10 protein-coding genes are annotated in these 14,114 nt (G+C 73.4%); 8 read left to right on the top strand and 2 right to left on the bottom strand.

The window, feature by feature from the left end; all coding sequences use genetic code 11:
* The first annotated feature begins 227 nt into the window (after nucleotides 1-227).
* From P0Y48_08240 to P0Y48_08220, 5 genes are all read left to right on the top strand, one after another.
* Entirely contained in the window at nucleotides 228-3,029 is a 2,802-nt protein-coding gene (locus P0Y48_08240; GenBank protein WEK12466.1) for a lamin tail domain-containing protein, read from the top strand.
* Nucleotides 3,030-3,155: 126 nt separating this feature from the next.
* Nucleotides 3,156-5,852 carry a hypothetical protein gene (locus P0Y48_08235; protein WEK12465.1) on the top strand — a complete coding sequence of 899 codons (2,697 nt, stop codon included), beginning with the start codon at nucleotides 3,156-3,158 and terminating at the stop codon, nucleotides 5,850-5,852.
* Nucleotides 5,849-8,548 (top strand): FtsX-like permease family protein, encoded by a 2,700-nt coding sequence (locus P0Y48_08230; GenBank protein ID WEK12464.1) that lies wholly within the window; start codon nucleotides 5,849-5,851, stop codon nucleotides 8,546-8,548. The genes P0Y48_08235 and P0Y48_08230 overlap by 4 nt, the downstream gene beginning before the upstream one ends.
* A complete protein-coding gene (locus P0Y48_08225) occupies nucleotides 8,548-9,555 on the top strand; it encodes an ABC transporter ATP-binding protein (GenBank protein ID WEK12463.1) in 1,008 nt (335 codons plus the stop codon). Before P0Y48_08230 ends, P0Y48_08225 begins: the two co-directional genes overlap by 1 nt.
* Complete coding sequence (locus P0Y48_08220; protein WEK12462.1) at nucleotides 9,548-10,228, top strand: ABC transporter ATP-binding protein; 681 nt, start codon at nucleotides 9,548-9,550, stop codon at nucleotides 10,226-10,228. Before P0Y48_08225 ends, P0Y48_08220 begins: the two co-directional genes overlap by 8 nt.
* Before the next feature lie 169 nt (nucleotides 10,229-10,397).
* Here the strand turns inward: P0Y48_08220 and P0Y48_08215 are convergent, their stop codons facing one another.
* Nucleotides 10,398-11,426 carry an LLM class flavin-dependent oxidoreductase gene (locus tag P0Y48_08215; protein WEK12461.1) on the bottom strand — a complete coding sequence of 343 codons (1,029 nt, stop codon included), beginning with the start codon at nucleotides 11,424-11,426 and terminating at the stop codon, nucleotides 10,398-10,400.
* A gap of 127 nt (nucleotides 11,427-11,553) precedes the next feature.
* Between P0Y48_08215 and P0Y48_08210 the strand changes: the two genes are divergently transcribed.
* Nucleotides 11,554-12,513, top strand: a complete 960-nt coding sequence (locus P0Y48_08210; protein ID WEK12460.1) for an aldo/keto reductase — start codon at nucleotides 11,554-11,556, stop codon at nucleotides 12,511-12,513.
* Between the two features lie 35 nt (nucleotides 12,514-12,548).
* Nucleotides 12,549-13,349: a methyltransferase domain-containing protein gene (locus tag P0Y48_08205; protein WEK12459.1), complete on the top strand. Its 801-nt coding sequence runs from the start codon at nucleotides 12,549-12,551 to the stop codon at nucleotides 13,347-13,349.
* A 30-nt stretch (nucleotides 13,350-13,379) separates the two neighbouring features.
* Here P0Y48_08205 and P0Y48_08200 read toward each other — a convergent pair whose 3' ends face one another.
* Nucleotides 13,380-13,529, bottom strand: coding sequence for a hypothetical protein (locus P0Y48_08200; GenBank protein ID WEK12458.1), 150 nt, complete (start codon nucleotides 13,527-13,529; stop codon nucleotides 13,380-13,382).
* Between the two features lie 65 nt (nucleotides 13,530-13,594).
* Between P0Y48_08200 and P0Y48_08195 the strand changes: the two genes are divergently transcribed.
* Nucleotides 13,595-14,080 carry a GNAT family N-acetyltransferase gene (locus tag P0Y48_08195; protein ID WEK15040.1) on the top strand — a complete coding sequence of 162 codons (486 nt, stop codon included), beginning with the start codon at nucleotides 13,595-13,597 and terminating at the stop codon, nucleotides 14,078-14,080.
* Nucleotides 14,081-14,114: the final 34 nt, after the last annotated feature.

The raw sequence follows: 14,114 nt of genomic DNA, 5'->3' as shown, positions 1-14,114 counted from the left end.
CCACTATTATTCCCGGTCATTCTCAGGAAGGGAAGAGGCTGCGCCGGGGGATTTCTCCGGCCCCCCGGAAGGCCGTCTCGCCCCCCTCTCCGACGTCCGTCTCCGGGACGACCGCCCTCCGTCGCCCGCCGTTCGTCGGCCGTTCTCCCGCCGTTCGCCGAGGGTCGGGACGATCGCTTCGGCGACCCGCATCGCCGCCCTCCACCGCCTCCCGACCCTGGAGAGACATGCCTTCCACCGTCCCGCACGCTCGTTCCCGAACCCGACACGGTTCCCCGCTCGCCGGTGCCCTCGTCGTCGCCCTCGGTCTCGGCCTGCTCGTCGCCCCGTTGGCCGCGCTGCCCGCCGTCGCGGCGGACGAGCCCGGTGTCGTGCTCAACGAGATCGAGTCGGACGGCGACACCACCGACTGGATCGAGCTCGTCAACGCCTCGTCCGCGTCGGTCGACATCTCCGGCTGGGTCGTGAAGGACAACGACGACACGCGCACCGACGCGATCCCGGCCGGGACGGTCCTGGCGGCGGGGGAGTTCTACCGGTTCGATCAGCCCGCGATGACCTTCGGTCTCGGACGAGAGGATGCCGCGCGCCTCTATCTCGCCGACGGCGTCACCCTCGTGGACGAGTACGCCTGGACGCAGCATGCCGCGACCACCTACGGGCGCTGTCCCGACGCCACCGGGGCGTTCGGCCTCACGGCGGTCGGCACGCCGGGCGCCGCGAATGACTGCACGCCCGCGCCGACGCCCACCGCGACGCCGTCCGACGGTCCCGCCGCCGACGTGATCGTCGTCAACGAGGTCGAGTCCAACGGCGACGACACCGACTGGCTCGAGCTGTACAACCTCGGCGACGTCGATGTCGACCTCAGCGGCTACGTGCTGCGCGACAACGACGACACGAAGGCGTACGTGCTGCCGAGCGGGTCGGTCGCGCCGGCGCACGGCATCCTGCTGATCGACCAGCTGACGGCGCACTCGCCCGGGTTCGACTTCGGTCTCGGCGGCGCCGACATGGTGCGCCTGTTCGCTCCCGACGGAGTGAGCCTGGTCGCCTCGTACGGGTGGTCGGCGCACGCAGCGACCAGCTTCGGCCGGTGCCCCGACGGCACGGGCGAGATGCGCGAGACCACCGTCACGACCAAGGGTGCGCCCAACAACTGTGCGCTGCCGGTGAAGATCAACGAGGTCGAATCCAGCGGCGGGACGCCCGGAGACTGGATCGAGCTCGTGAACCTCGCCGACGCGTCGATCGATGTGAGCGGTGTCGTCGTGACCGACTCGGACACGGCCGGCCACCGCTACGCGGTTCCGGCGGGCACCGAGATCGCCCCGAAGGGGTATCTCGTACTGGAGGAGGCCGCGTTCGGCTTCGGGCTCGGGAGCGCGGATGCCGTGACCCTCTTCGACGCCGACGGGACGACGGTGCTCGACACCGCTTCGTGGACGGCCCACGCCGCGACGTCGTGGGGCCGCTGCACCGACGCGACCGGATCGTTCGGCGAGACGGCGCTGCCCACGAAGGGGACGGCGAACCGCTGCGCCGGCGAGGTCGTCGTGGAGACCTGGCCCGGCGGTGCGCAGGTGCGCGTGCTCGACGACGAGAGCGCATTCGGCGGCGACCTCAGTGGACTCGACTACGCGACCGGCGCGAACGGCGCCGAGCTCTGGGCCGTCGAGAACGGCAACGGGCTGCTCTATCGACTCGTGCCCTCCGGCGAGGACTGGGTGCCGGCGGCGGGATGGACCGCGGGGCGTACGCTCCGGTACCCGGACGGCAGCGGCACGGTGGATGCCGAAGGCGTCACGGTGCAGGGCGGCAGCGTCTATGTCTCCAGTGAGCGCAACAACGCCCAGAGCTCCGTGAGCAGGCCCGCTGTGCTCCGCTTCGACGGCGCGGCGACCTCGGCCGGCTCGGAGCTCGTGGCATCCGCCGAGTGGAACCTGGCATCCGATTTCCCCGGGCTCGGCGCGAACGCCGGTCTGGAGGGGATCACCTGGGTACCCGACGCCGACCTGGTCGCCGACGGTTTCCGCGATGAGCGCACCGGCGCGGCCTACGACCCGGCCGACTACCCCGGTCACGGCGATGGCCTGTTCTTCGTCGGCGTCGAGGGGACCGCGTCGGTGTACGCGTACGCGCTCGCCTCCGACGGGTCGTTCGACCGCGTCGCGACGATCGCGACGTCGTTCGCCCTCGTCGCCGACGTGCAGTACGACCGAGGGCTCCTCTGGGTCGTGTGCGACGAGGCGTGCGACGGCCGCACCGCGACGTACGAGGTCGACGGCACCGGCGTGTTCGCGCCGACGCACGTGTACGCGCGTCCGGCCGGGATGACCAACGTCGCGAACGAGGGATTCGCGATCGCCTCGACGTGTGTCGACGGCCACGCCCAGACGTTCTACGCGGACGATGCCGACACCGACGGGTTCTCGCTGCGCGCCGGCACTCTCGACTGCACGACGGGAACGCCGGAGCCGACCCCGACACCGGAGCCGACGCCGACCGTCTCGCCGACACCGGAGCCGACGCCCACCGCCACGCCGACGCCGGAGCCCACCGCGACGTCGACGCCCGAGCCGACGCCCGAGCCGACGAGCACGCTCCCCGGGACGCCTGACGCACCCGACGAGGGCGACCTGACGGACGAGAACCGCGGCGTGATCGACGCGCCCTCCGAGGTGCGCGCGGGCGGCAGCATCCGGGTGGAGCTGGACCCCGCGCTCGCCGGCACGACCGTGAATGTGTGGCTGTTCTCGGAGCCGACCTCCCTCGGTGCGGCGGTCGTGGCCTCCGACGGTGGCATCACGGTGCGCATCCCGGCCACCGTTCCGGCAGGCGAGCACCGCCTCGTCGTGACGGATGCCGACGGCGCGATCCTCGCGTGGACGGAGCTCACCGTGACGGGCGCCGAACTGGCCGTGACCGGCGGGGATGCCACGGCATCCGCACTGTCGGTGATCGGCGGTCTCTTCGCCCTGGCGGTGGGCATCGCGCTGCTGCGCCGAGGGCGTCGCACCGCCGTCTGACGGCGAGCAACGGAGGCCGGGTCCCGAGCGGGACGTCCCCGTCCGGCGTGTTCTCCTGCGCGCTCCGCGCCCGGGCGTGGCCGACGCGGTCGGTTAGGGTGCAGATGTGAGGCAGAGGAGCGCGGGGTGATCGGGGGCGCTCGCTTCGCGGTCGCCCGCGCGCGCGCCGCGCTGCCCGCTCTCGTGACGCTCTTGGCGGTCTGCGTCGTGGCGGCGGGACTCGTCGTCGGAATGGCGGTCGCGTTGCGTGCCGTCGAGGCGGAGGACGTCCGCGCGGCCCTCGCCGCCGCGACCGACAGCCGCGGGCAGGCGGTCGTGACCGTCGCCGACGGCTCGACCGACGCCCTCCGCGACGCGGTCGAGACGACCCTCGCCGCTCACGGCGCCCCGCCGGTGACGATCGCCGTGACGGCGGATGCCGTGACGATCACACCTGATGCCGCCCGGTTCACGGGCGACGACGTCGGCGCGCTGGACGAGGCGCTGCGCGACCTCCCCGCCGACGCGCGCGAGATCGTCGGCGCCCGCGTGCAGGTCGCCGGGAGCCTGGAGACGACGCTGGGGGCCATCAGCGACGGCATCCAGGCGCGGCGCGGTCCGACGGCGGTCGCTGTCGGCTTCCTCGGACTGATCACCGTCGTGGTCGTGGGCGCGGTGGCGTGGGAGCCGGTGCGTGCGCGGGCGGGCGAGTCGCTGTTGCTGCGGGCCCGGGGCGCGCGGGCGCGGAGCCTCGCCGCCCTGTCGGGCACCGAGACGGCGGTGGTGTCGCTCCTCGGGGCCGTCACGGGTGCCGCCCTCGCCCTCGCCGTGGCCGCCGCGGGCGGATGGCCCTCGCCCGGCATCCTCTTCGCTGTCGTCGCCGCGGTCGGTGTGACCGCGGCGGCGACGCTGACGGCGGTCGTCATCACCGCCCGCACCGCCGACCGTCGACCCGGTCGCGCACAGCTCGTCGCGGTCGGCGCCGCCGCCGTGGTGCTCGCGGTCGTCACCGGTCTCGCCGCGTGGCAGTTCGCCCAGTCGGGCACGCCCGTCGTGACGCGCGGCGACGGCACGGCCGTGCTCGACCCCCTCGTGGCGATCGCGCCCGCCCTCATTCTCGCGCTCGCCGCCGTCGTCGCGGTGCTCGTGGCGACGCCCGCCGCGCGAGCGGTCGCCGCGACGCTCGGCGCGACCCGCGGCGTGCAGCCGATCACCCCGCTGCGGCTCGCGTCGCGTCGCCCCGGCCGCCACGCCCTCCCGCTCACGGTCGTCGCGTTCGCCGTCGGCATCGCGACGGTCGCGGGCGCTTATCAGGGCACGACCTCGGCCCTCGGCGACGCACCGGAGGCGCTGCGGGTGGGCGCCGACGTGCGCGTGACCACCATCCCCGACACCGTGGACGCCGCCGACGTCGCGCGAGCGGCCGCCGACGCCGGAGCCGCGTCGACGGCGGCGGCGCGGGGGTTCACCGCGCTCGGCCCCGGGTCGCGTCTTCCCGTCATCGCCATCGACGGCGGCCGCCTCGGCACGGTGATGCTCGACGCCGGGGGGACGATCGCCCCCGCCGAGCTCGGCGAGGCCATTCGGCTGCCCGCTGCCGGCATCCCGCTGGCGGGGGACACGCTGGAGCTCCGGGTGCGGGCACCGCTGCCGCCGCCGATCGATTTCGACGGAGAGCTGTTCCAGCCCGACCCGCTGCTGGCGAACGTGCAGCTCTCCTTCGTATCGGCGCGCGGTGAGCTGTGGACCACGTCGTTCGTGAACGGCGACCCGGGTTCGGGCGGCGAGGACGGCAGCGAGTTCGTGCCGCCGGTCGTCGACCCCGACGTGCGGGAGCGGATCGCCCTTCCCGGCGGCGACGAGTGGTCGCTCCTGGCGGTGAGCGTGTGGTCGGCGTCGTGGGCCGGCGAGGGCGACGTGATCCTCTCCGATGTGGTGAGCGGGGGTGAGCCCGTCGACGTGTCGACGCTCGTCCTCGCGCCCGGCACCGCAGGCACCGCCGAGATCGGCGGCTCGGACGTCGGCGGCTCGCTGCGGTTCATCCCCGCGTTCGACGACACGGGCGACAGTCTCGTCACCCGGGTCGTGGCCCCCGGTGCCCCCGCGACCGCACCTGTCGTGCTCACGGCGGCCCTCGCCGCCGACCTCAGCCTCGACGTCGGCGACACGATCGCCCTCGAGTTCGACGGTCCCGACTTCGAGGCGCAGGTGGAGGTCGTCGACATCGTGCCGGTGCTCCCCGGCACGCCGTCGGGGCAGGGGCTCCTCGCCGACATCGGCACGCTGACGCTGCTTTCCCCCGTCCCGGTCGTGCCCAACCAGGTGTGGGTCGAGGCGGACGATCCGGATGCCGTGGTCGCCGCCCTCGCCGAGCAGTTCACCGGCACGACGGTGCTCGCCGCCGATCCCCGGCAGGGGCGTGCCGCGGCGGCGACCGCCGCCGGCTTCGTGGTGGCGGCAGTCGGTGCGCTCGCCCTCGCGCTCGTCGTGCTGATGCTGCGCCGCTCCCGCACGCGCGCCGACGCGCGGGAGCTCGCCCTCCTCGCCGTCCTCGGCCTCGGTCGCCGCCGCGCGGCTCGCGTGCGCACGGCGGAAGACCTTGTCGCGCTCGCGTTCGGTGCGCTGGGCGGCGTCGCAGCCGGCATCCTCACCGCGATGCTCGTCGTCCCGGCCCTCGTCCGTGCCGCGTACGGCACCGTGCCCGACGCGTATCCCGTCCCGCTGGTCTGGCCCCTGCTGCCCCTGGGGGTCGCGATCGCGGCGATGCTGGCGGCGTGTGTGCTGGTAGTCGCGACGGTGCGCGCACCGCGAGGTCTGGCCGCCGCACTCCGGGAGGACGAATGACGGCCCGCTCTCCGGGGCTGTTCGCCCTCACCCGGCGCCGCTTCGCCACGCCGCGCAGCGCGGCGATCGTCATCGTCGCCCTCACGGCGCTCGCCGCGTTCGTCATCGCCGCCGCCCCGCGCGCCCTCGTCGGCGTGGTGCGCGCGGAGGTGGCGCATCAGATCTCCGGCGTCGCGGCGACCTCGCGCGACCTCACCGGCTCGTCGATCAACGTCCCCGTCTTCGCGCCCGCACCGGACGCCGCGCTGACGGACGGCTGGGATGCCGGGGCGCCCGAGATGTTCGGCGCTCTCGCCGGGCAGCTCGCGGCGGCCCGCGAAGACTTCGACCCCGTCCTTCGCGACCTGACCGCGCCTGCGGAGTTCGCCGAGCACCTCTCGGCGGGAGCCGCCGCCGATCCGACCGGCATCCCGGCCGACGTTCCGCTGCCGTTCGTGCAGGTGATCTCCGAACCTGCCGCCGCCACGCACGTGCGCGTCGTCGACGGCGCATGGCCGGAAGCCTGGAGCGGTGACGGGCCGATCCCGATCCTCCTCACCGTGTCCGCGGCCGAGACGATGGCCTGGACGGTAGGGGAGGAGCGCACCCCGTTCGTGCTCGCGGGCATCGGCGAGGCGGTCGATCCCGACGCCGACCGGTGGCTGCACCTCATCACGGCGCTGACGGCATCCGTCTACGACGACGGCAACCGGCGACCCACCGCGACGAGCGCCGGGTGGGTGGCGCCGGAGACCTGGGCCGCCCTCACCCAGTCGGGCGAGCTCGGGCGCACGCAGCTCAGCCTGTGGTACCCGGTCGACGGTGCGGGCGCGCGCGATGCCGACCCGACCGCGCTGCTGTCGGCGGTGCGCGGTGCCACGACGGCGTCGGTCGCACTCGACCCGTCGGGCCAGCTGCGCACGCGCCTGTCGAGCGACCTCGTCTCGGTGCTGTCCACGGGGCTCTCGCGCGCCAACTCCGCGAGCGCGATCCTCGCGGTCGCCGCCGTGGGGCCGCTCGCCGTCAGCGTCGCGCTCATCGTGCTCGCGTCCGCGCTCATCGTGCGGCGGCGGCGCAGCGATCTCGCGCTCCTCTCGGCGCGCGGTGCGCCGCTCGCGCGGCTGCGACGCCTCCTGTTCGGCGAGGGCCTGCTGCTCGGCGCGCCGGCGGCGGTCGCCGGTGCCCTCGCCGGCGTGCTGCTGACGGCGAACGACGCCGGGTGGATGCCGACCGTGTGCGCCGTGCTCGTGGGATTCGCCCCCGCGGCCGCGCTCGCCGCGACGCTCCGGCGCGCGCTCCTCACACGAGCGCGCGCCGATCTCGACGCCCCCTCGCGCGGTCGCTGGGTGCGGGTGGGCGAGCTGATCGTCGTGCTCGTGGCGGTGGCGGCGGTCGTGCAGCTCGTGCTCCGCGGCATCGGCACCGACACGACCACGATCGACCCGCTCGTCATCATCGCGCCGCTCCTGGCGACGGTCGCACTCGCGCTGCTCGTCGTGCGGCTGCACCCGGTGCCGCTGGCGGCGGCACTGGCGGCCTCGCGCCGCCGCCGCGGCGTGGTCGGTCTCGTCGGGGCGGCCCGCAACCTCCGCGACCCGTCCGCCGGCACCACCGCCGTGCTCGCGATGGTCGTCGCCGTCGCGATCGCCGTGTTCTCCTCCGTCGTGCTGGCGACGGTCGACCGGGGCGCCGTCGTCGCGGCGCAGCGCGACGTGGGCGCGGACGTGCGCCTGGCCGGGCCGTACTTCGACGAGGGCACGGTGGAGCGTCTGCGCGCGGTGGACGGCGTCGCGGATGCCGTCGGCATCCTGCGCGGTGACTTCCTCACGATCGCGGGGGAGTCGGGGTCCGGCGCGGGCCAGGCCACGGACAGCGTGCTCGCGTTCGTCACCGAGACGGATCGCGCCGCCGAGGCGCAGCGCGGATACGTCGGCGCGTTTCCCGGTGGCGTGAACTCCGGCGCGGACCCGCTCGAGATCGTCGCCTCCACCAGCGTCGCCGCCGAGGTGGGGTCGGGTGACGTGACACTGCTCGATCGTCCGGCGCGCGTGGTGGGGACGATCCCCGCGCTCCTCGGTGCCACCGACACGACCGAGTTCGTCGTGCTCGACGCCGCCGACTACACGGCGCTCACGGGGCTCGGCTTCTACCCGCGCACCGTGCTCGTCGACCTGGAAGACGGCATCGACCCCCGCGACGTGCTGCCCGCCATCCAGGATGCCGTCGGGCAGACCCACACGACACGGGTGCTGGCCGACTCGACGGCGGAGATCCAGGCGTCGCCGGCGGTGACGGCCCTGAGGTTCGTGCTGTTCGGGGCGCTCGGGATCGCCGCGCTCCTGTCGGTGATCGCGCTGCTGCTGGTGGCCGGGGTGTCGCGCGACGCCCGCTCCCGCGTGATCGCGCTCCTGCGGACGATGGGGCTCGATCGGGCGCGAGCCCGCGGCATCGTCGCCTGGGAGTTCGCCCCGCTCGGCATCACGGCCCTCGTCGGCGGGGTGCTGCTGGGGGCCGCCCTGCCGCTGCTGGTCGTGGCATCCATCGACCTGCGTCCTTTCACCGGCGGCGGTGCCCAACCGTCGCTCACCGTCGACCCCGCCCTCAGCGGGGCCCTCATCGCCGTCGTGGTCGTCGCGCTGGCGCTCGCCGTCGTGGCGGGCGTGCTCAGCGCGCGGACCGTCTCGATGGCGACCGTGCTCCGAACGGAGGAGGATTGATGAACGATCCCGACATCGTCTGCGAAGGTCTCGTGCGCATCTTCGCGGTCGCAGACATCGAGGTGCAGGCGCTCCAGGGCCTCGACCTCGTCGTCGAACGCGGCGGCCTCGTGGCGCTCGTCGGCGCCTCCGGCTCCGGGAAGTCGACCCTCCTGTCGATCCTCTCCGCGCTGGATGCCCCCACCGCGGGCAAGGCCACCGTCGCGGGCCGCGACCTCACGGCGCTCACCGCGCGACAGCGCGTGGACTACCGACGCGAAGTGGTCGGATTCGTCTGGCAGCAGACCGCCCGCAACCTCCTGCCGTACCTGTCGGCGGAGGAGAACGTGCACCTGGCCCGGGCGATCGGCGGCGACCGCTCCCGCTCCGCCCGCGCGCGCGAGCTCCTGGAGCTCACGGGCGTCGCCGACGTCGCGGCGCGGCGTCCTGCGGAGCTCTCGGGCGGTCAGCAGCAGCGGGTGGCCATCGCCGTCGCGCTCGCGAACGACCCGCGCGTGCTGCTGGCCGACGAGCCGACGGGCGATCTGGACGAGCACGCGACGGCGGACGTCCTCGCCACCTTCGAGACGGTCAACCGCGAGCTCGGCACGACGGCACTCATCGTGACCCACGACCCCGCCGTCTCGGAGCACGTGCGACGCACGGTGCAGATCCGCGACGGACGCACCGCGACCGAGGTGCTGCGCTCCACCCACACCGACGACGAGGGCCGCGAGCACGTCGTCGCCCAGGAGTTCGTGGTGCTCGACAAGGTCGGCCGGATGCAGCTGCCCACCGACTACATGACCCAGCTCGACCTTCGCGACCGCGTGCGCCTCGAACTCAACCCCGACCACGTCGGCGTGTGGTCCGGCACGGCGGCGGTGCCGCGACCGGACGCGGCTATCGCGGTTCCAGGATCCGGTGTCGAGGGACCGGAATCGGAGGCCGCGGTCCGGGCATCTGGGGATGCCGCCCCGCCCACGAGGCGGAGTCTGCGCGAACGGAAGGACGATTCCGATGACTGAGACCCTGCTCGACGCGCGCGGCCTCTCGGTCGTGCACCGCACGCCCGCCGGTGAGGTCGCGGCGCTCGCCGACGCGTCTCTCACCCTCTCGCCCGGCGAGTTCGTCGTGCTGGTGGGGCCGTCGGGGGCGGGCAAGACGACGCTGCTGCACGTGCTCGGCGGCATCCAGCCCGTCACGACCGGCACGGTCCGCATCGGCGAGGTCGAGATGACGACGGCATCCGAGGCGCAGGTCGACCGCGTGCGGCGCGACGACCTCGGCTACGTCTTCCAGTCGTTCGGCCTCATCAGCGCGCTGACCGCGGAGGAGAACGTGGAACTCCCGCTGCGCATCCGAGGGACGGATGCCGGTGAGCGCGCCGCGCGCGTGTCGCACCTGCTGGAACGGGTGGGGCTCGCGGCGCACGCGAAGCAGCGCCCCGGAGAGCTGTCGGGCGGTCAGCAGCAGCGCGTGGGCATCGCCCGGGCCCTCGCCGGCTCGCCGCGCATCCTGCTCGCCGACGAACCGACCGGACAGCTCGACTCCCACACGGCCGTGCAGATGATCGACCTCATCTCCTCGATCGCCCACGACGACGGCCTCGCCGTGCTCCTTTCCACCCACGACCCGTCGGTGCTCGCGCGCGCCGACCGTGTGCTGGAACTCCACGACGGTGTACTGCGCGCGGGCTGACCTCTGCGTTTCGACTCGCTGCGCTCTGCGTTTCGACTCGCTGCGCTCTGCGTTTCGACTCGCTGCGCTCGCTCAACGACCGGGTGGGCGCTGTGCGTTTCGGCTGTGCGTTTCGACGCTGCGTTTCGACTCGCTGCGCTCGCTCAACGACCGGGGGGGATGAGGGGGGCTAGGGGCGGGTGCTCACCCAGCCGAGGGCGGGGGCGACGTGCGTCGCGAACGACTCCACGATGCGGAGGTTGAACTCCACCCCCAACTGCGAGGGGATCGTCAGCATGAGCGAATCGGCCGACATCACGGCGGCATCCTGCTTCAGCTGCTCGACGAGCACGTCGGGTGCCGCGGCGTAGGTCTTGCCGAACGTCGAGCGGAAGCCGTCGATGTAGCCGATGCCGTCGCCCTCGGCGGAGTGGCCGAAGTACAGCTCGTCCTCGGCGGTCGTGATCGGGAAGATCGACCGGCTCACCGAGGTGCGCGGCGTGCCGGGGTGACCGGCATCCCGCCACGCGGCGCGGAACAGGTCGAGCTGCTCGGCCTGGAGGAGATCGAACGGGCGGCCGTCGGCCTCGGTCACGAGCGTCGACGACATGAGGTGCACACCCTGCCGACCGGCCCACTCGGCCGTCTCCCGTGTTCCGGCACCCCACCAGATGCGGGAGCGCAGACCCTCCGAGTACGGTTCGATGCGCTGTCCGCCGCTGCCGCCGCCGAACGGGCTGCTCGCGTCGCGCTCGGCGAGTGGCTGGCCCTCGATGGCGCGGAGGAACAGCTCGAACTTGTCACGAGCCATGTCGGCGCCGCGAGGGTCCTGCGAGCCGGTGTAGCCGAACGCCTCGTACCCGCGGACGACGGTCTCGGGTGAGCCGCGGCTGACGCCCAGGGCGAGGCGACCGTCGGAGAGGAGGTCGACGGCTGCTGCCTCCTCGGCGAGGTACAGCGGGTTCTCGTAGCGCATGTCGATGACGCCCGTGCCCATCTCGATGCGCTCGGTGGTGGCGGCGATCGCAGCGAGCAGCGGCATCGGCGACGCCTGCTGCCGCGCGAAGTGGTGCACGCGGAAGGCGATGCCGTTGACGCCGAGGTCGTCCAGGCCCTGGGCGAGATCGATCGCCTGCTTCATGGAGTCCTGGGCGGTGAGCTGACGACCGTTGCCGAGCGGACCGTAGTGGCCGAAGGAGAGCGTTCCGAAACTGCGCATGATGCCGCCAACGATACGCCCGGCGGATGTATTCCGACGCATGCATCGGAGTCGTGACGGCGCTCGCGGTTTCGCGCCGTGACACGCTCTGCGGAATAGCTCGGGCGCGGTGGGTATTGTCCCCAGCATGACCCGCATCGGAAACAGTGACCTCGACGTCTTCCCCCTGGCCCTCGGCGGCAACGTATTCGGCTGGACCGCCGACCGCGACGCGTCCTTCGCCGTCCTCGACTCCTTCCGTGCCGGCGGCGGTGACTTCATCGACACCGCCGACTCCTACAGCGCGTGGGTCGACGGCCACACCGGCGGCGAGAGCGAGACGATCATCGGCGAGTGGCTCGCGGCGCGCGGGCTTCGCGCGGGCGAGGACGTCACCGTCGCCACCAAGGTGAGCCAGCACCCCCAGTTCAAGGGGCTCTCGGCATCCACCGTGCGGGCCGCCGCGGAGGCATCGCTCGGCCGCCTCGGCGTCGAGACGATCGACCTCTACTTCGCACACTTCGACGACGCCGACACTCCGCTGGAGGAGACCGTCGCCGCGTTCGGTGCGCTCGTGAAGGACGGGCTCGTCCGCTACACCGCCGTGTCGAACTACTCGGCCGACCGCATCCGCGAGTGGGTGCGCATCGCGCGCGAGCTGGGCGTCGCCGAGCCGGTCGCCGTGCAGCCGCACTACAACCTCGTCCACCGCGAGATCGAGGCGGACATCGTCCCGGCCGCGCAGGAGCTCGGCCTCGGACTCGTGCCCTACTTCGCGCTGGCGAAGGGCTTCCTCACCGGGAAGTACCGGACGACGGATGCCACGGGCGCCTCGTCTCCGCGTGCCGCCGCCGCCGTGACCTACGCGACCCCACAGGGCCTCCAGATCATCGACACCCTCGAGCGGATCGGCCGCGCGCACGACGTGTCGATCGCCGCGACGGCGCTCGCCTGGCTCCGCGCCAAGCCCACCGTCGTCGCCCCCATCGCGTCGGCGTCGAAGGAGGCGCAGGTCGCCGATCTCCTCGACGGCGGAAAGACCGACCTCACCGCCGACGAGGTCGCCGAGCTCGACGCCGTGTCGGAATGGACGCCCGCCGACCAGTGAGCGCGTGGCCCTCCAGCGTCGGCGATGATGGGGAGATGGCCGACGACTACACGCACGGGCACCACGAGAGCGTGCTGCGCGTGCACCGGAAGCGCACGGTGGGCAACTCCGCCGCGTACCTCCTGCCCGAACTCCGACCCGGCAGCCGCGTCCTCGACGTGGGCGCCGGACCCGGCACGATCAGCACCGACCTCGCGGCCATCGTCGCGCCGGGCCCCGTGCACGCGGTCGACGCCTCGGCCGACGTCGTCGCGCACGCCGAAGCCGATCGGGTCGAGCTGGGCATCGAGAACCTCTCGTACGCCGTCGACGACGCGTACGCGCTGTCGTCGGAAGACGGCGCATGGGACGTCGTGCACGCCCACCAGGTGCTGCAGCACCTCGCTCGGCCCGTCGACGCGCTCCGCGAGTTCCGCCGCGTCGTCGCGCCCGGCGGTGTCGTCGCGGTGCGCGACGTCGACTACGAGGGCACCATCTGGTGGCCCCGGGTCCCCGGCCTCGACGAATGGCGCGAGGTGTATCTCGCCGCCCACCGCGGCACGAGCGGCGACCCGTCGGCAGGGCGGCAGCTGAAGTCGTGGGCGCGGGCGGCGGGCTTCACGGATGTGCGGTCGTCGGCATCCGTCTGGCTCTTCGAATCGCCCGAGGCGCGGGAGTGGTGGGGCGGCGCGTGGGCGGAACGGGCGCTCCACTCCTCGTTCGCCGACAACGTGCTGCGGCTCGGCATCGCCGATCGCGACGCGCTGGAGCGGATCAGCGCCGGGTGGCTCGAATGGGCGGCGGCAGAGGACGGCTGGCTGCTCATGCCGCACGGCGAGGTGCTCGCGCGCGACTGACCGTCAGTCCTGGGCGGGTCGCAGCCCTGTCTAGATGACGATGCGGCCGCCGACGATGACGCCCGGGCCGTCGCCGGGGACCGGTGCCGGCGCCGGCAGGATCTGCTCGGCATCCCACGCGGCGTGCGCTTCCGCAGCGGAGGGCCGCCAGACCTCGTCGAAGCCGAACGTGCCGCCCATGCGTCCAGGGTACGCTCGCGACCGTGACTACAGTCGAGAACCCCACGATCCTCACAGACGGCGCCGTGCTCCGCGAGGCCCGTCCGGGCGACGAGGCCGGCATCCTGGCCCTCATCCACGCGCTCGCCGTCTACGAGCGCGAGCCGGAAGCCGTGGAGAACACGGCGGATGCCCTCGCGGCGAGTCTGTTCGGCTCCCACCCGCAGGTCTTCGCCCACGTCGTGGAGCGAGACGGCGCGATCCTCGGCATCGCCGTGTGGTTCGTCACGTACTCGACCTGGACCGGCCGACACGGGATCTGGCTGGAAGATCTGTACGTCGACGAGGCCCATCGCGGTGCGGGCTACGGCAAGGCGCTCATGCGCGCGCTCGCCGAGGTGTGCGTCGCCCGGGGCTACAGCCGCTTCGAGTGGACGGTGCTGGACTGGAACGCGCCGTCGATCGCGTTCTACCGTGCGATCGGCGCCGAGGCGCAGGACGAGTGGACGACGCAGCGTCTCTCGGGTGCGGCCCTCGAGGCGCTCGCAGGGGAGGCTTCGGCGGAGGGCTGACGTCGGCGGCTCCGACTGCCTACGATGGCGGCAG

The organism is Candidatus Microbacterium phytovorans (assembly GCA_029202445.1).
Classification (GTDB): Bacteria; Actinomycetota; Actinomycetes; order Actinomycetales; family Microbacteriaceae; genus Microbacterium; species Microbacterium phytovorans.
This window is presented reverse-complemented; position numbering and strand designations above follow the sequence as displayed.

What these genes read in the sequence shown, in the direction of transcription:
- P0Y48_08230 (WEK12464.1), top strand. Translation starts at nt 5,849, where the DNA reads ATGACGGCCCGCTCTCCGGGGCTGTTCGCCCTCACCCGGCGCCGCTTC.
- P0Y48_08220 (WEK12462.1), top strand. Translation starts at nt 9,548, where the DNA reads ATGACTGAGACCCTGCTCGACGCGCGCGGCCTCTCGGTCGTGCACCGC.
- P0Y48_08210 (WEK12460.1), top strand. Translation starts at nt 11,554, where the DNA reads ATGACCCGCATCGGAAACAGTGACCTCGACGTCTTCCCCCTGGCCCTC.
- P0Y48_08215 (WEK12461.1), bottom strand. Translation starts at nt 11,426, where the DNA reads ATGCGCAGTTTCGGAACGCTCTCCTTCGGCCACTACGGTCCGCTCGGC.
- P0Y48_08225 (WEK12463.1), top strand. Translation starts at nt 8,548, where the DNA reads ATGAACGATCCCGACATCGTCTGCGAAGGTCTCGTGCGCATCTTCGCG.
- P0Y48_08240 (WEK12466.1), top strand. Translation starts at nt 228, where the DNA reads ATGCCTTCCACCGTCCCGCACGCTCGTTCCCGAACCCGACACGGTTCC.
- P0Y48_08205 (WEK12459.1), top strand. Translation starts at nt 12,549, where the DNA reads ATGGCCGACGACTACACGCACGGGCACCACGAGAGCGTGCTGCGCGTG.
- P0Y48_08200 (WEK12458.1), bottom strand. Translation starts at nt 13,529, where the DNA reads ATGGGCGGCACGTTCGGCTTCGACGAGGTCTGGCGGCCCTCCGCTGCG.